Source organism: Vibrio sp. H11 (genome assembly GCF_004804295.1).
GTDB classification, from domain to species: Bacteria; Pseudomonadota; Gammaproteobacteria; order Enterobacterales; family Vibrionaceae; genus Vibrio; species Vibrio ostreae.
Genome location: NZ_SSHN01000008.1, coordinates 198,740 through 215,731 on the forward strand (window position 1 = coordinate 198,740; position 16,992 = coordinate 215,731).

Annotated in this window: 13 protein-coding genes and 1 other annotated feature; of the genes, 5 read left to right on the top strand and 8 right to left on the bottom strand. The window is 50.3% G+C overall.

Going from position 1 to position 16,992, the window contains the following annotated elements:
* Positions 1-43: 43 nt before the first annotated feature.
* Both E6C74_RS14115 and ettA read right to left on the bottom strand, forming a co-directional pair.
* Entirely contained in the window at positions 44-421 is a 378-nt protein-coding gene (locus E6C74_RS14115; RefSeq protein WP_136486298.1) for a PilZ domain-containing protein, read from the bottom strand.
* Between the two features lie 148 nt (positions 422-569).
* A complete protein-coding gene (gene ettA / locus E6C74_RS14120; RefSeq protein ID WP_136486300.1) occupies positions 570-2,237 on the bottom strand; it encodes an energy-dependent translational throttle protein EttA in 1,668 nt (555 codons plus the stop codon).
* Positions 2,238-2,600: 363 nt separating this feature from the next.
* Here ettA and sltY point away from each other — a divergent pair, with 363 nt between their 5' ends.
* Positions 2,601-4,547 carry a murein transglycosylase gene (gene sltY, locus E6C74_RS14125; protein WP_136486302.1) on the top strand — a complete coding sequence of 649 codons (1,947 nt, stop codon included), beginning with the start codon at positions 2,601-2,603 and terminating at the stop codon, positions 4,545-4,547.
* Between the two features lie 55 nt (positions 4,548-4,602).
* A complete protein-coding gene (gene trpR, locus E6C74_RS14130; protein WP_218562744.1) occupies positions 4,603-4,896 on the top strand; it encodes a trp operon repressor in 294 nt (97 codons plus the stop codon).
* Between the two features lie 91 nt (positions 4,897-4,987).
* Here trpR and yjjX read toward each other — a convergent pair whose 3' ends face one another.
* From yjjX to E6C74_RS14160, 6 genes are all read right to left on the bottom strand, one after another.
* Positions 4,988-5,518, bottom strand: a complete 531-nt coding sequence (gene yjjX / locus E6C74_RS14135; protein WP_136486306.1) for an inosine/xanthosine triphosphatase — start codon at positions 5,516-5,518, stop codon at positions 4,988-4,990.
* Entirely contained in the window at positions 5,490-7,835 is a 2,346-nt protein-coding gene (locus E6C74_RS14140; protein ID WP_136486308.1) for an EAL domain-containing protein, read from the bottom strand. Before E6C74_RS14140 ends, yjjX begins: the two co-directional genes overlap by 29 nt.
* The gene (locus E6C74_RS14145) at positions 7,819-8,853 is read right to left on the bottom strand and encodes a spermidine/putrescine ABC transporter substrate-binding protein (RefSeq protein WP_136486310.1); all 1,035 of its coding nucleotides are present in this window, start codon (positions 8,851-8,853) and stop codon (positions 7,819-7,821) included. The genes E6C74_RS14140 and E6C74_RS14145 overlap by 17 nt, the downstream gene beginning before the upstream one ends.
* A gap of 177 nt (positions 8,854-9,030) precedes the next feature.
* Positions 9,031-10,212: a prephenate dehydratase gene (gene pheA / locus E6C74_RS14150; protein ID WP_136486312.1), complete on the bottom strand. Its 1,182-nt coding sequence runs from the start codon at positions 10,210-10,212 to the stop codon at positions 9,031-9,033.
* Positions 10,213-10,225: 13 nt separating this feature from the next.
* Positions 10,226-10,348 (bottom strand) — a sequence feature (Phe leader region).
* A gap of 106 nt (positions 10,349-10,454) precedes the next feature.
* Positions 10,455-10,784: a ribosome-associated translation inhibitor RaiA gene (gene raiA / locus E6C74_RS14155; RefSeq protein ID WP_136486314.1), complete on the bottom strand. Its 330-nt coding sequence runs from the start codon at positions 10,782-10,784 to the stop codon at positions 10,455-10,457.
* 445 nt (positions 10,785-11,229) lie between these two features.
* Positions 11,230-11,958 (bottom strand): outer membrane protein assembly factor BamD, encoded by a 729-nt coding sequence (locus E6C74_RS14160; RefSeq protein ID WP_136486316.1) that lies wholly within the window; start codon positions 11,956-11,958, stop codon positions 11,230-11,232.
* Between the two features lie 155 nt (positions 11,959-12,113).
* Here E6C74_RS14160 and rluD point away from each other — a divergent pair, with 155 nt between their 5' ends.
* The 3 genes from rluD to clpB all read left to right on the top strand — a co-directional run bounded on the left by rluD (position 12,114) and on the right by clpB (position 16,498).
* Entirely contained in the window at positions 12,114-13,088 is a 975-nt protein-coding gene (gene rluD / locus E6C74_RS14165; RefSeq protein WP_136486318.1) for a 23S rRNA pseudouridine(1911/1915/1917) synthase RluD, read from the top strand.
* 2 nt (positions 13,089-13,090) lie between these two features.
* On the top strand, positions 13,091-13,825 hold the full coding sequence (gene pgeF, locus E6C74_RS14170) for a peptidoglycan editing factor PgeF (RefSeq protein WP_136486320.1): 735 nt from the start codon (positions 13,091-13,093) through the stop codon (positions 13,823-13,825).
* Positions 13,826-13,924: 99 nt separating this feature from the next.
* On the top strand, positions 13,925-16,498 hold the full coding sequence (gene clpB / locus E6C74_RS14175; RefSeq protein ID WP_136486322.1) for an ATP-dependent chaperone ClpB: 2,574 nt from the start codon (positions 13,925-13,927) through the stop codon (positions 16,496-16,498).
* Positions 16,499-16,992: the final 494 nt, after the last annotated feature.

Genomic DNA, 16,992 nt, shown 5'->3' on the forward strand with positions numbered 1-16,992 from the left:
CGGCCTTACCAGGTCGTGCGCAAACCACGAACAGCGAAGCGGACTAGTCGGCGGCGCAATCACCAAGATCAGCCAGGTATTCCATCTCGCGGTGCAGCAGAGTGTCGTTGCCGACATTGAGTTCGACCAGGCGTTTTAAGTGGCTGATACTCTCGATATCGATGTGATCGATGGTCAGACGCAGGATACGCTCATCCTGGCTGACTAATTGGGCACTCAGGGTGATGTTGATATCACTGTCCGGTAACATAAAAGAGACGTCAACCAGACGTGAAGGATCAATATCCGGCTCATCAACCGCCCACAATAAAAGTCCATGCAGAGACAGGTCCTGGATGCAGGTGGCAAGCTGATAATCTCCCTGAATAATGGTCGCGGGAGCCTGGTAAATGATACGGCTGAAGTGGCGGCGTTCTATCATGGTCGTTTTCCTTTTGAACTGAGCTCTTCAAGCATAGCAAAGAGTGGCACTCTCCACTGTTTAACCGTGCTCAACACGAGTTTAACCGTGCGCAATATAATAAAAAAGGCCGCATAAAGCGGCCTTTGGCGTGAAATCTGACAGCAGATTACTTGGTGATACGTTTGTACTTGATACGGTGCGGTTCTGCCGCTTCCGGACCGAGGGTTTTCTTCAGCCAATCCATGTATTCGCTGTAGTTACCTTCGTAGTAGTTCACCTGACCTTCATCACGGTAGTCGATGATATGGGTCGCAATACGGTCGAGGAACCAGCGGTCGTGCGAGATAACCATGGCACAGCCAGGAAACTCGAGCAGTGCTTCTTCCAGGGCACGCAGGGTTTCTACGTCCAGGTCGTTGGTCGGTTCATCGAGCAGCAGTACGTTACCGCCGGCTTTAAGCAGTTTGGCCAGGTGCACACGGTTACGTTCACCACCAGACAGTTCACCAATGACTTTCTGTTGATCTGAGCCTTTGAAATTAAAGCGTGAGCAGTAAGCGCGCGCCGGAATTTCAAAGTTATTGATCTTGATGATGTCCGCGCCTTCCGAGATCTCCTGGAATACCGTGTTGTTGTCATTCATTGAATCACGGAACTGATCCACAGAAGCCAGTTTCACAGTATCACCCATTTCTATGCTGCCTGAATCAGGTTGCTCGGTGCCGCTCAGCATCTTGAACAGGGTTGATTTACCGGCACCGTTGGCACCGATGATGCCGACGATCGCGCCTTTTGGCATGTTGAATGACAAGTCATCGATCAGCACGCGGCCATCAAATGATTTGCTCAGATTCTTCACTTCGATCACTTTATCGCCTAAACGCTCACCTGGCGGAATGAACAGTTCGTTCGTTTCATTACGCTTCTGGTGATCGCCGCTTTGCAGTTCTTCAAAGCGGGCCATACGAGCTTTCGATTTCGCCTGACGGCCTTTTGGATTCTGACGAACCCATTCCAGTTCTTTCTCAATCGTCTTCTGACGAGCTTTTTCCTGCGATGCTTCTTGTTGCAGACGCGCGTCTTTTTGTTCCAGCCATGAGGTGTAGTTACCCTGCCATGGAATACCTTCACCACGGTCCAGTTCCAGAATCCAGCCAGCCGCGTTGTCCAGGAAGTAACGGTCGTGGGTAATCGCGACCACAGTGCCTGTGTAGTCCACCAGGAAACGTTCCAGCCAGGCTACAGATTCGGCATCCAGGTGGTTGGTCGGCTCGTCCAGTAGCAGCATGTCTGGTTTTTCCAGCAGCAGGCGACAGATCGCCACACGGCGGCGCTCACCACCCGATAGGTGGGCGATTTTCTGATCCCATTCCGGCAGACGCAGTGCGTTGGCTGCACGTTCCAGCGCGTTTTCCAGATTATGGCCGTCTTTCGCCTGAATCAGTGCTTCCAGCTCGCCTTGTTCTTTCGCCAGCGCATCGAAGTCTGCATCCGGTTCTGCGTACGCGGCGTACACCTCATCCAGACGCTTAAGAGCACCGGCCACATCAGAGACCGCTTCTTCAACGATTTCACGTACTGTTTTGGACTCATCCAGCACCGGTTCCTGAGGCAGATAGCCGACATTCAGACCTGGTTGTGGGCGTGCTTCACCATCGATATCAGTATCGATGCCCGCCATGATACGCAGCAGAGTCGATTTACCTGCACCGTTGAGACCCAAAACACCGATCTTGGCTCCCGGAAAGAAGCTCAGCGAGATGTCTTTAAGAATTTGACGTTTAGGTGGCACAATTTTGCTCACCCGTGACATGGTATAGACGTATTCAGCCATTGCCGATCATTCCTAAACTTTCAAACACAATAAAGCTAATATTCTATACTAAAGCAGCGCCGTTTGTTACTAGCGGCGCCTGATCTTTAACGCTGATTTTTCACGACTGTGGCCTGCGTGGCACATCGTCAGGCTGAGGTGGCGGATGACCTGGTGTGTCATCGGATGCGTTCATGTAAGGGATAACTGATGAAGCGCCCAAATAGGTTGGCAAGGATACGTAACCTGCCACACACTTTGACTCGCTGAACTGGCGCTGTCGTATTATTTACATCAACTTTACATCTCGCACCTTTACAATCAGCGTTACGATCAGCGTAATGTTCATATAGAAATGACTCGTTTTTTAAAGGAATAAGAGCCATGACGCTTTGGTGTTTTTCTCGGCCGCCTCGTCTTGTGTCATCAGTGCTGGTATGCAGCACATTGATGAGCGGCGCAGCGTTCTCAAGCTCGGCAGAAACAGACGCGCAGCGTGCGCTGTATGATCAGGCCCAGCAGTGGCTGGATGACGGTAACGTGGACGCGTTTAAGCAAGTGCGTTCTAAGCTGGCTGATTATCCGTTGACGCCTTATCTTGATTACCGTAGTTTTCTGATTGATATGGGCAGCAAGCCGCCGATTGCGGTACGTGCTTTTATCGATTCCCATCAGGAGTTTCCGTTCTCCGCCCGCATTAGTGCACCCTATATCAGCGCATTGGCGCGCGATAAGAAATGGGGGGCGCTGCTGCAGTTTTCTCCCAATGAACCCAACGGTGAGACTTATCGTTGTCACTATTACAACGCGAAGTTGCAAACAGGTAAGCGTGATGAAGCTTACCGCGGGGCCGAATCACTGTGGCTGAGCGGAGCCAGTGTATCTGATGCCTGCGATCCTCTGTTTGACAGCTGGGATAAACAGGGCGGTCTGAGTGATGACCTTATCCTGCAGCGCATGGTGCTGGCATTTGAAGGTCGTAACCGTTCCTTGTTGCGTTATCTGGCTAAGAAAGTCAAGGGCAAGAATGCTCAGCAAAGCGCCCAGGCGATGCTGGCGCTGTTTGATAAGCCGGACACCGTAGAGAGCTTTGCCCGTCAGTACAGCAGTGGTGAGCTGGCGCAGCGTCAGGCGGTGTTGGCGTTGGAGAAACTGGCCCGGATTGATGAGCTGAAAGCGCAACCGCTGCTGGCACCGGTTGCCAAGGCACAAAACTGGTCTGCACAACAAATCACGCGGGTTGGTCAGTATATTGCGCGGCGTATGATGGATGTCAAACCGACGGATTTACGGCAGTGGCGCGACAACATGATTGTCGGCAGCCACAACAGCGATCTGATTGAAGCGCGTATCCGCCTGGCACTGGTTCATCTCGACTGGCAAGGCGTCGAAGATTGGATAAAGCAGTTCCCGGAGGATGAACAGCAAGCGACCCGCTGGCAGTACTGGCTGGGGCGCAGTGAAATCGCGCTCGGTAAGCAGGAGCAGGGCAACCAGCGGCTGCGTGCTATTTTAGGTCAGCGTAACTTCTACAGTGTGGCGGCGGCAAAAGCGCTGCAACAGTCGATCAAATATCCGATCTCGACCGTTGAGCTGGATACGGCACAGGTTAAGCCTTATCACACCAGTCTGGTGCGAATTCAGGAATTGATTGAACGGGATAAAATTGCGGCTGCGAAAAGTGAGTGGTACTGGCTACTGAGCAGGGTCAAGCAGCCGCAAAAAGAGATGCTGGCTGCCTATGCTGCCAGCCAGCACTGGCATCATCTGACGGTGACGGCGTCGATATCGGCGCGGATGTGGGATAATATGCAACTGCGTTTTCCGTTGGCGCATCAATGGTGGTTTGATTTCTATGCCGATAAGCACGGCCTGGACCCGATAATGCTGATGTCTCTGGCTCGTCAGGAGAGTGCAATGGACTCGGAAGCACGCTCGCCAGTGGGCGCGCGCGGTATCATGCAAATTATGCCGGCGACGGCCAGTTACACCGCGAAAAAGTATCAGATTAGCTATAACGGTGCAGACGATCTGTTTGAGGTCGGTAAAAACATCGAGATAGGCAGCCACTATCTTAACGGGTTGCTGGAGAGGTACGATAATAACCGTATTTTCGCTTTTGCGGCTTATAATGCCGGTCCGCATCGGGTCGACCGTTGGCGGGAAGAGAGTGGTGGTAAACTGGATGCGTTCGCCTTTATCGAAGCAATCCCGTTTCGTGAGACGCGCGGCTATGTGCAAAACATTCTGATGTTTGAAACTTATTACCGCGACCTGAAAGGGGTTGATGGCGCCTTTCTCAATTCACAGGAGATCGCGACAAAATATTGATTCCGTTTGAGTGTTCACTACAATAGAGTTCATGTATCACTCAACGAGTACAATCATGTCACAACAACCTGAGTACGACGACTGGTCACAATTAATGTCAGTGGTGAAAGAGGCCGCTGATAACGATCAGCATGCAATGCTGCTGACGATGTTAATGACCCCGGATGAACGTGAGTCCTTGGTCGCGCGGGTCAATATTCTGTGTGAGCTGCTCAAAGGTGAAATGTCTCAGCGTCAGGTCAGCCAGATGCTCGGAGTGGGAATTGCAACCATTACCCGTGGGTCGAACGAGCTAAAATCCCGCACCGATACAGAGCGGGATAGTTTGGCTAAGTTGATATTGAAATAACCACAACCCGGATAAACAGCGCCAGCCCCAGGCTGGCGTTTTTGTTTTTGTTACACTCCCGGCTCACTGTGAATGACGGCTATGGTCTGGCTTATATCGCCCCGGCAGGGAAATGGTCCGGATTGATAAACGGGATCAAAGCCAGAATGAGAGCCTGATGATAGACCGAACTGCGAGTCAGCTGGTGTTGGGTCAGCAAGCCAATCGCACCGCCTTGCTGTTTGATATTCTGTGTGCCGAATACCTCATCCATCACATCGCCCAGTTCATTGGCGTCAGCCAGTTTTGCCAACACCTGCGGCGGAAGCATCAAACTGGCTGAACGTGACTCACCGCGTCGCGATCCGGATTCGATAATCATCCAGGCGAAGGTCACACCGCCCTCAATCCCTGCCTCCAGGCCGACATAATAATCGCCGTCATTGACTGCCTGCCGGGCATTTCGGACCCGGTTCAGCGCGCCGAGTTTGGTTTCGGCGTCACTCATCGGTTGATCGGCGACCTCGCTGGCAACGCTGACACCGGTAAAACTGAATGCCTGGGCGGGAAACACGCTGCTGAATGCGCTTTCTACGGCACTGATCTTGGCCGGATTAAGTGAAGCAATGATCACTTTGTGCATAAAACTGATTACTCTCGTTGTATTGTTGCCAGTTACGTATCTCTATCAGCGTCATCGGCTGACCAAAAAGGTAGCCTTGCATAAAATCACACCGATATTCGGTCAGCCAGTGAAGCATTTCCACACTTTCTATCCCTTCGGCGGTCACTTCAATGCCTTGTGAGTGGCACAACTCAATCAGTGGTTTAATGACTTGCTGCTTATTGCTACTGAGCAGAGTATCCAGAAACTGGCGATCAAATTTTATTTTCTGTACCGGGTATTGTACCAGTTGTGCTATCGAGGTGTAACCTGACCCAAAATCATCAATGGTAAGGCCAAATCCCTGCTTGGACAGTTCATCCAGCAGCGGATAGCTTTGTGAATTGGCGGCAAAGGTTTCGGTAATTTCAAACTCTATCCGATACGGCTCCAGATCGTAATAACGGGCATGTTGTTCGATAAACTGAGCCAGATTTTTTGAGTCCAGCTCGGCTGAGGAGAGGTTGATCGACAGCTGTACCGGCTGGGAAAATTCCCGGCTCAAGGTGTTAAAGTCGGCGAAAGCGGACTGGATAACCCAGCGATCAATGATTCCAAACAGGCCGGTCTGCTCGGCGATGGGGATAAATTCGTCCGCAGCCACTTCGCCCAGTTGCGGAGAGAACCAGCGCAACAGAACTTCAAATCCGGCGACGTTATGCCCGGAACAGGTGAAATAGGGTTGATAGACCAGACTGAATTCCTGATCAAAATTTTGCTCTCGCAAAGCTCGTTCAATGTCATTACGCCGTTTGACGATATCATCCAGTTGCTGTGAGTAGTGAGCAATCTGATTTTTACCGGCGTTTTTGGCCTGATACATCGCGGTATCTGAGTTAAGCAGCAATTTTTCCACCCGAACACCATCTTGCGGATAGGTGGCAATCCCGATACTGGCGGTAATCGGAAAGTGACTCAGAGGGGAGTGGTCACGGTTTTGAATCGGGTCGAGCAGACGCTGGGCAAAATCATCGGCGTAATGAGCGCCGTGAGCTGGCGCGGAGAGTAAAATCGCGAACTCATCACCCGACAGACGGGCAGCCAGGCTGGAGACCTGATAAAGTTCGAATTCCTCGCACACCAGCCGGACATGAGAGGCGAAGTTAACCAGCAGAGAATCACCCACCTGATGGCCGTATTTGTCGTTGACGTATTTAAAGTTATCCAGGTCGATATACAGCACCCAGAGGTGGTGGTTACCCGGGATATCCAGCAGGATTTGCTCGGCTTTGTGATGAAACTGGCGTCGGTTTGCCAGCTTGGTCAGATGATCGTATTCGGCCAGCGTTTTGGTTTGCTGATAAGAGCTGTCGAGCTCGGCATACATGGCATAGAAACGGGCTGACAGACGGCCGATTTCATCATCCGAGTCGCGCAGTTCAATATTCTGACGCTGTTTATTCTCTACCTCCTGCAACTGTTCATCCAGACGCAGGATCGGATTAATCATATGTTTATATAGCAGCATCAGAAGGAGGATCACCGTGATTAACGCCGATAAACCAAACGACACCATCAGCTCTTTCTGAATGCTGTTGAGGTGCTGGCGCAGCAGCAGCGGGGCCGGGTCGAGAATGGCGTACATATCTGGTTGCAGTTCGACACTCTGGGTCAGTTGCTGCGGATTTTGCGGTGGCTGGGGCTGGAAAAACAACGGGCTTTGGTTATCAAACTCGATTTGTCTGCGCAGCGCGTTGAATTTATCAAGCGTGACGTATACCACCACAAAAAAGATTTCATCGCGGTTGTAACTTAGCGGGGTCTGCAGGGTTTGGGTATCTAATACATCATAACGGACCAGGACGCCTTCACCGGCAGAGTTTTCGGTGTAGCTGACATTGGAAGTGTTATGGGTCTGCTTAAATTGCTGCTCGACAAAGTTTTTGACTTTGGGGTCAAAGCGCGCGAAAGGATCGTTACTGTTCTCGGCATAATAGAGCTCATTGTGCTGTTCATCCAAAATAGACAGCGCGACAAAATCGACATCGCTGGGCTGGAGAATATCGATGGTCTGATTGAGATTATCCACCAGTTCCAGTTCACGATAGGGATTGCTTTCATGCTCAAAGTAATGCCGGAGAATGTCGCTCTTGGCTAACGTAAACGAGTAGCTGTTGAGCAGGGCACGCGTCTGTTTGAAATGGCTGGCCAGCTTTTCCATATTGAGCTGCAGATAACTGTCAGTACGTTTAAGCAGAGCATCTTTCTGGCTACTGTAGATGATGTAGCTTGATGCGGCGGCACTGAGCAGGATAACGGGTGCAATCAGCAGCAGGATTCTATGGTTTAGCTTCATGAAGGTCGATTACATTATTGATGATTTTTGCTCTGACGCTGAGATTTCGCGGTGAGAGCTCATGGTCGATGATGGCTTGGTCCAGTTGTGCATCGGACAAATAAAGGCTGCTGTCATGAACATCTTGCTGCGGCATAAGTGCCATCGCGGCGCGGTTCGGGGTGGCACTCTGCATATCCTGAGCATTCATTGCTGCGATATCGGGGCGCATCAAAAACTCAAGAAACGCACGCGCCTCGGCTTTTTTTTGTGAATTGCTGTTGATAGCCAGACAGTCAATCCAGATATAAGGCTTGCCTTGCGGCAGAGTAAAGGCCCAGTCGTCATTATTGAAAAAACGATTCAGTGCGTAATGGTCACCGCTGTAGGCCAGTGCCATAAATAAGTCGTCGTTTTGAGTATGACTGCGCACATAGCTTAAGGCGTATTCATAGGTCAACACCTTTGGGGTCGCGGCTTCCATGACCTGATAGGCTTCTTTCAACTCTGGCAGAGAATCGGTGATCGGTGAGTAAGCGAGGCTGTACAGTGCAGGTAAAAGAGTCTCGACACTGTCGTAAATCAGTCCGATATGCCCCTTTAACTCATCACTGATATTGACCAACTGGGACCAATGCGTTGGTGGCGCCGCAATTTTACTTTTACGATAAGCGATACCGACATAGCCCCAGAAGTAGGGGATAGCATGGGTACCACAGGCCTGATTCCAGCGCGGGAAGTTATTGTCTCGCCCCGACAGTTCAGAGAGATCTTCAAACTCATTCTGGCGCGAAAAGATATGGGCAGAGACATTGTCGAGAATAACGACATCAAATGGCAACTGGACGCTGTTGAGCATCAGCAGGCTACGTTCATCATCGTTGTCAAAATGATAAAGGTGCAGAGGTGTATCGTGAGTCTGATTCCAGGCGTCGATGACCCGTGGTGACAGGGTGTCTTCCCACAGATAGATATTGAGCTCTTGTCCCATTACTGGCATGGAGAGCCCGAGTAAAGCAAAGAGGAGCGTTTTGGTCATCCGTATTTGAGCGAGTCCGGCGGTCACCGGGCATCTGTCCTTGTGTTGGTCCTTACTCACATGCCCGGAAATATGAAACCACCGGTAGTGCATCCATTATCACTAATTAAAATAGCGTGCCTATTATAGGGATAGAATATGCAACTACCAGCGTTTACAGTGAAATATATGATTCAGCTATCGTTCAGCTAGCTTTACCTGGGTCGGTTTGACATTTTCCGTTGGATAACAACCTAATACCTTGAGGTGTTTGGTCAAGCGGGTCAGTTCAAGCAGCGCTTTTTGCATGCTCTCGGAATCGAGATGGGCTTCCAGATCGACATAGAACATCTCTTCCCACGGATTGCCCATAATCGGACGTGATTCCAGCTTGGTCATATTGATACCGTAACGCTGCAGTACCAGCAGGGTAGAGACCAGCGATCCCGCTTCCTGTGAGGTTGACATAATCAGCGTGGTTTTGGCCGGGATCTGCGCCGACACTTCAACCGGTTTGCGCGCCACGATAATAAAACGGGTGTGGTTTTCGGTCTGGTTGGCAATATTGCCCTGGATAGGTTGCAGGCCATACAGTTTACCACTCGACGCATTGCCGATAGCGGCGACATCACTGCGGCCCAGTTCCTGAACTTTTTTCATTGCATCGGCGGTGCTGGCACAGGTTTCCAGTTTTACCCCGTTAAGGCGGCTGATAAATTCGCTGCATTGCTGGTGCGGCTGCGGATGAGAGTACAGGACCTGGATATCTTCCAGGCGGATATCCTGGGTTGCCACCAGGCAGTGTTCAATCGGCTGGGTAATCTCACCCACAATATATAGCGTGGTGTGCTGCAACAAATCGTACACTTCATTGATCGAGCCAGAACTGGTGTTTTCGATCGGCAGTACGCCGTAGTCGGCATGGCCGGATTCAACCGTGGTCGTGATCTCTTTGAACTGTTCACAGTTTAATTCAATCAGTTCAGTATTTTTACGGCTGAAATATTCCCGTGTCGCAAGGTGGGAATACGAGCCTTTTGAACCCAGAAAAGCGACTCGTGCCAAAGGTTTACGGCTTTGCGGATTGGCCAGGTTTTGCAGGTAAGTTTGCTGCAGCAGCACAGAGTCTTCGATGATGGTATGGAAAATTTTGGTAATGTAGGGGGCATCGAGCTGATATTTGTCTTTGCCTGCATGGATCAGTTTGACAAGCAGTTGCTGCTCTCGTGCGGCATCACGTACCGGCTTAGATGTTTCAACTTTACTTTTCGCCACTTCGATACTGAGGCTGCGACGCTCGGAAAGCAGGCTGAGAAGTTGATCATCGAGTTCATTGAGGCGCAGTCGAATCTCTTCGAGTGAATACTGTCTGTCTGTCATACTTATTGTCCTTATAAAAAAAGCCCCCCGTATGGGAGGCTTTCTGTTCGTTTTTGACTTATCTTTCGCGAACGAGCGTGCCTCCAACTAGTTTTGGAGAAAAAAGAAGTCAAAAAAGAACAGTGAGTGCAGAGTCATGTTTGTCCGTACAAAGGGGTGAAGAGAACACACAATAAGCAAGCGGGCTGGGAGCGTCAAGCAAAAAAATAGCGCCCGCAGGCGCTATTTCTAAAACTGTTTCCTTATTCTTCCACTTCTTCTTCCAGCTCCGGTTTGTCAGTACGACGAGCTTCCGGCTTATGACGCAGTTTATTCAGTTGACGTTCGAGTTTTTGTTCTACCTCGTTGATGGCTGCGTAAAGATCTTCATGGACTGCTGAGGCGTTGATTTGTCCTTTTGGAATGCTGATGGTTGCCTCAAACTTTTTCTGTTTGTTAGGTTCTTCGCTAAAGCTAGCCTGGCAGCCGATGATGTCTACTTGCCATTTTTCCAGCTTTTTGAATTTACTCTCAATGTGCGCACGGATTGCAGAGGTGATTTCAATGTTTTTACCAGTGATATTCATTTGCATAGTGACTTTTCCTCTGTTGCATCCCTTATGGGTTGAGTTCAGATTGCCGTTTTCATATCAAAAAAAATGTGATCAATATCACTTTTGTGCCTGGTGTTTCTGCGAGTGAAAACAAACGTGATCTTAAGCAAAGAGTACCATCATGAGGGAGGAAAAAAGCTTGAGATTCACAATGAACGGGCTACAGTGGGGAGTGTTGTTACTAAAAAATCTCCGCTTTTTAGTGGCTTGCTTCGGCCTGAAAAAACTCGGTGCTTAATTTGTGTACACCACCTCTGGTGAGGTGGTTCACCTTGCGCCTTGCTAACCTGATTCCGAATGCCGTTACAGCGGATAATTTCTGACCTTCTTTTCGTATCTCGTCATCTAGCCGAATCAAAAAAGCCACTTCTGAAGAAGTGGCTTTCAGTCATTACAAGCCGATAAGCATAAGGCTATCGGCTGCTCACTGCTCAGGGTTGAGTTGCATCAACTGGCGGGTACGCTCAACCGAGTCTTTCAGGCCCAGTTGTTGATAGGCTTCCAGTTGAATCTCCAGCGACTTGCGCGCGGCTTCGGTATCCGGATAAGTTTTTTGCAGCTCTTGAGTACGATTAATGGCGGCAATCCAGGCTTCGCGGCGCAGATAGAAATCCGCGGTCGCCAGGTCGTAATCCGCCAGGCGGTTTTTCAGTGCAAACATGCGGCGCTGGGCATCTTCTGCGTAGGGGCTGGCCGGGTAGCGTTGCAGCAGCTTTTTGAAGTCGGCAAATGCGGCTTTTACCGGTTCCGGATCGCGGTCACTGCGATCAACATTAAACAGGTCATGCATAAAGTTGCGATCCTGAGCCATATGGGTCAGGCCACGCATGTAAAGTACCCAATCCATTTTTTCATGGGTCGGGTTTAAGCGGATAAAGCGTTCAATGGTCGCCAGACCTAACGCCAGATCGTCGTTCTTATAGTAGGCGTAAATCAGATCCAGTTGTACTTGCTCGGAGTACGCCCCGAACGGGTAGCGTGAATCCAGCGCTTCAAGCTTTTCAATCGCTGTCATCCAATTGCCGCCCTGCAGTGAAGTTTGTGCTTCAGTGTACAGCTGAGCGGGGGGGACATCCGGCACTACTTCTTTAGTGCTCGAACAGCCGGCCAGAAGAGATAACGCGAGTAAGCCTGATAAAGTTTGGTATTTCATGTCAGGAGTGAGTTCCTTGCAATTAAAGCTTATACACTTGGAGCATCGGCGCTCCGCAAAACGGTTCGTTACTTTCTTGGCAGTAACAGATACAATGGCGTCATATTTTTCCATACTAGTGACTATTAGTCTCACGGTTTTTAAAAAAGTTCGATATGGCTCAGCAGATTGAATTAACTCAAACAGTAAAAGATAGCCAGCTAGGTCAGCGTTTAGACCAGGCTGTGGCTGAATTATTCACCGATTTTTCCCGTTCGCGCCTCAAAGAGTGGTTGCTGGAAGGGAAAGTAACCGTTGACGGCAGTGTGGTGACTAAACCACGGACTAAAGTCATGGGCGGTGAAGAGATTACAGTTCAGGCAGAACTGGAAGATGAACAGCGCTGGGAAGCTCAGGATATTCCGCTCGATATCGTCTACGAAGATGACGACATTATCGTTATCAACAAACCGCGTGATTTTGTAGTCCACCCGGGGGCGGGAACGCCGGACGGTACTGTGCTGAACGCTTTACTGTTCCATTACCCGGCTATCGCGGAAGTACCGCGTGCCGGTATTGTGCATCGTCTGGATAAAGACACTACCGGTCTGATGGTGGTCGCGAAAACCGTTCCGGCCCAGACGCGTCTGGTACGCGAACTGCAAAAGCGGAACATCACCCGGGAATACGAGGCGATCGCGATCGGTAAAATGACCGCTGGTGGCATGATTGATAAGCCGATTGGCCGTCATTCCACCAAACGTACTCTGATGGCAGTCAGCCCACTGGGTAAACCAGCTGTGACTCACTACCGGGTTGCGGAGCATTTCCGTGAACACACCCGTATCCGTCTGCGTCTGGAAACTGGCCGTACTCACCAGATTCGTGTCCACATGTCTTACCTGCAGCATCCGCTGCTGGGCGACAGTGCATACGGTGGCCGCGCGCGTATCCCCAAAGGCGCTACCGAAGAACTGACCGCAATGATTCGTGGTTTTGACCGTCAGGCGCTGCATGCTGTCATGCTGCGTTTTGAACACCCGATTACAGGTGAAGAGCTGGAATTCCATGCTCCGGTACCGGATGATATGGTGGCGATGAGCGAAGCACTGCGTGAAGATGCCAAACTAAACCACTCGGAAGAGTATTAAGTATGAGCTGGATTATCCCTAACTGGCCGGCACCGACAAAGGTGCGAGCTCTGTCTTCAACCCGGACTGGCGGAGTTTCACCTGCGCCATATGCCGGATTGAATCTTGGCATGCATGTTGGGGATGATCCACTATTAGTACAGCGTAACCGCGACTGGCTGCAGCAGCAGTCAGGTATGCCGGTTGCGCCGCTTTGGCTTAATCAGACTCATTCCACCCGGGTGATACAAGTCAGTGAGCCAACCAAGCAGGTACTGGACGCCGACGGAGTTTGGACTGACAGCACCAATGTGGTGTGCAGTGCCATGACCGCCGATTGTCTGCCTGTGCTCATCACCAACACTCAGGGCTCTCAGGTAGCGGCTGTGCATGCCGGCTGGCGCGGATTAGCCGGTGGCATTATCGAAAATGCACTGGTCAATTTTGCCGGTCAGGACGTCCTGTTGTGGCTGGGGCCGGCCATCGGTCCGCAGGCATTTGAAGTCGGAGAGGATGTGGTGACGGCATTTTGCGCTGTACACCCCGAGGCCGCGCAGGCTTTCATACCTGGTCGTCAAACCGGCAAGTGGTGGGCTGACATGAATCAACTGGTGCGACTGCGTCTGAAGCGTCTGGGTATTGATGCCATATTCGACAACGGGCTGTGCACCTATCAGGATGCAGAGCGTTTTTATTCCTACCGTCGTGATGGTGTGACCGGCCGTCAGGCCACGTTTATCTGGATTGGTGAAAATTAAACCCGATAAAGTTAGTGGTCTTGCCTTGAAAATTCCCTCTTACGTAACCATCTTTCTAAACGTTAATAGTTTATCTCAGACGAGGTTAGGAAGGTTGTTATGCGTCTTGATAGGTTTACCAGCAAATTCCAAATAGCGATTTCTGACGCTCAGTCACTGGCACTTGGGCGGGATCATCAGTATATCGAACCTGTACACCTAATGGTGGCACTCCTGGATCAAAATGGCAGTCCGATTCGTCCATTGCTGACGATGTTGGATGTCGATGCCATGCAACTGCGCTCTAAATTAGGTGAAATGCTTGATCGTGTGCCGAAAGTCAGCGGTATCGGCGGAGATGTTCAGCTCTCAAGTGGCTTGGGCAATCTGTTTAACCTGTGCGATAAAGTGGCGCAAAAGCGTCAGGATGCCTACATCTCCTCTGAAATTTACCTGTTGGCAGCGTTGCAGGATCATGGCCCGCTCGGCAAGTTACTTAAAGAGTTTGGTTTGACCGAGAAAAAGGTTACCGATGCGATAGAGAAAATTCGTGGCGGTCAGAAGGTCAATGATCAGAATGCAGAAGAACTGCGCCAGGCGCTGGAAAAATACACCATTGATCTCACCGAGCGTGCCGAGCAGGGCAAGCTTGACCCTGTGATTGGCCGTGATGACGAAATCCGCCGTACCATTCAGGTACTGCAGCGCCGAACCAAGAACAATCCGGTACTGATCGGTGAACCCGGGGTTGGTAAAACGGCTATTGTCGAAGGTTTGGCCCAGCGCATCATCAATAATGAGGTGCCGGAAGGGCTGCGCGGTCGTCGTGTGCTATCGCTCGATATGGGCGCGCTGGTGGCGGGTGCTAAATATCGCGGTGAATTTGAAGAACGCCTGAAATCGGTTCTGAATGAGTTGGCCAAAGAAGAGGGCAACGTCATTCTGTTTATTGACGAGCTGCATACCATGGTGGGAGCCGGTAAAGGTGAAGGCTCGATGGATGCCGGTAATATGCTCAAGCCGGCATTAGCTCGTGGTGAGCTGCATTGTGTCGGTGCCACTACGCTGGATGAATACCGTCAATATATCGAAAAAGATCCGGCGTTGGAACGTCGCTTCCAGAAAGTGCTGGTCGATGAGCCGAGTGTGGAAGATACCGTGGCGATTCTGCGTGGATTGAAAGAGCGTTACGAGCTGCATCACCATGTGGAAATTACCGACCCGGCGATAGTGGCGGCGGCCAGTTTATCCCACCGTTACGTCTCGGACCGTCAGTTGCCGGATAAAGCGATTGACCTGATCGATGAAGCCGCATCCAGCATCCGGATGCAAATTGACTCCAAGCCAGAAGCTTTGGATAAGCTGGAGCGTAAAATTATCCAGCTTAAAATTGAGCAGCAGGCACTGAGCAACGAGCACGATGATGCCAGTGAAAAACGTCTCAATATTCTCAACGACGAGCTTGAGGAAAAAGAGCGGGATTACGCTGAGCTGGAAGAAGTGTGGAATGCGGAAAAAGCAGCCTTGTCTGGTACCCAGCATATTAAAAGTGAACTGGAGCAGGCTCGTCTTGATCTGGAAGTCGCTCGCCGCGCTGGTGATTTGAGCCGTATGTCGGAGTTGCAATATGGCCGTATCCCTGAACTGGAGAAACAGCTTGATCTGGCAGCCCAGGCTGAAATGCAGGAGATGACTCTGCTGCGCAACAAAGTGACTGATGCCGAAATCGCCGAAGTGCTCTCGAAGCAGACCGGTATTCCGGTGTCGAAAATGCTTGAAGCAGAAAAAGAGAAACTGCTGCGCATGGAAGAGGTATTGCATCAGCGTGTCATCGGTCAGGCTGAAGCGGTCGAAGTGGTCGCAAATGCGATTCGTCGTAGCCGTGCGGGACTGTCGGATCCAAATCGTCCAATTGGTTCGTTCCTGTTTTTAGGTCCAACCGGTGTGGGTAAAACCGAGCTTTGTAAAACCCTCGCCAACTTCATGTTCGACAGTGAAGACGCCATGGTGCGGATTGATATGTCGGAGTTCATGGAGAAACACTCTGTGGCTCGTCTGGTGGGGGCACCTCCAGGTTATGTCGGCTATGAAGAGGGCGGCTATCTGACTGAAGCAGTGCGCCGCAAACCTTATTCCGTCATTTTGCTGGATGAAGTCGAAAAGGCTCATCCGGATGTGTTCAACATTCTGTTGCAGGTTTTGGACGACGGACGTCTGACTGATGGTCAGGGACGTACGGTTGATTTCCGCAATACAGTGGTGATTATGACTTCGAACCTGGGTTCGTCACGGATTCAGGAAAACTTTGCTCAGCTCGACTACCAGGGCATTAAAGAGCAGGTGATGGAAGTGGTCAGTCATCATTTCCGTCCTGAGTTCCTAAACCGGGTGGATGAGAGCGTGGTGTTCCATCCTCTGGGACGGGATCAGATTAAGTCGATTGCTTCTATTCAGATTGAGCGTCTGCGTAAACGCTTAGTGGAACGAGACTACGAGCTTATAGTCAGCGATGAAGCTTTGGATATGGTTGCTCAGGTCGGTTTCGATCCTGTATATGGTGCGCGGCCACTTAAACGCGCTATCCAGCAGAACGTCGAAAACCCGTTGGCGAAATCAATCCTGGCCGGAGAGTTTCTTCCCGGAACGCCGATCAAGCTGGAAGTCAAAGATGGTCGTATAAGTGCCAGTCAGTAAAACAGTAAAAGCCATGCCCAGCATGGCTTTTGTTTTTTTGTTCCTCTGTGTGATCCGAAAGCCAGGCCTGATAGCGTTGAAAAAGTGGCTTTTTTAGATGTTCGGGGCAGGATTTGTTGGTTTAAGAATCAATGTGATGTTTATTTGTCCGCTTGGTTGCAAAAGGTCATTTTTTTCTTAAATTACTCTTGCCAAGCGTTTATTCCTCCCTATAATGCGCTTCCGTTGTCAGGCAAAACTGCTTAAGCAGGCAAGGCAGCAAAGACGGAAAATTAAGTTTCTTAAGTTAAAGAAATTTAAAATAAAAAAATGGTTGACTCGCTAAATTAAGTCGCTAAAATGGCCGTCCGCTTTGAGAAGAAACTTCGAAAAAGCAATGCTCTTTAACAATATAAACCTATCAATCTGTGTGGGCACTCGTTGATGATAATCGAAGATGATTCTAAAGAATCAACTTAGGTATCAATGAACTGAGTGACCAATTTGAATGAGCA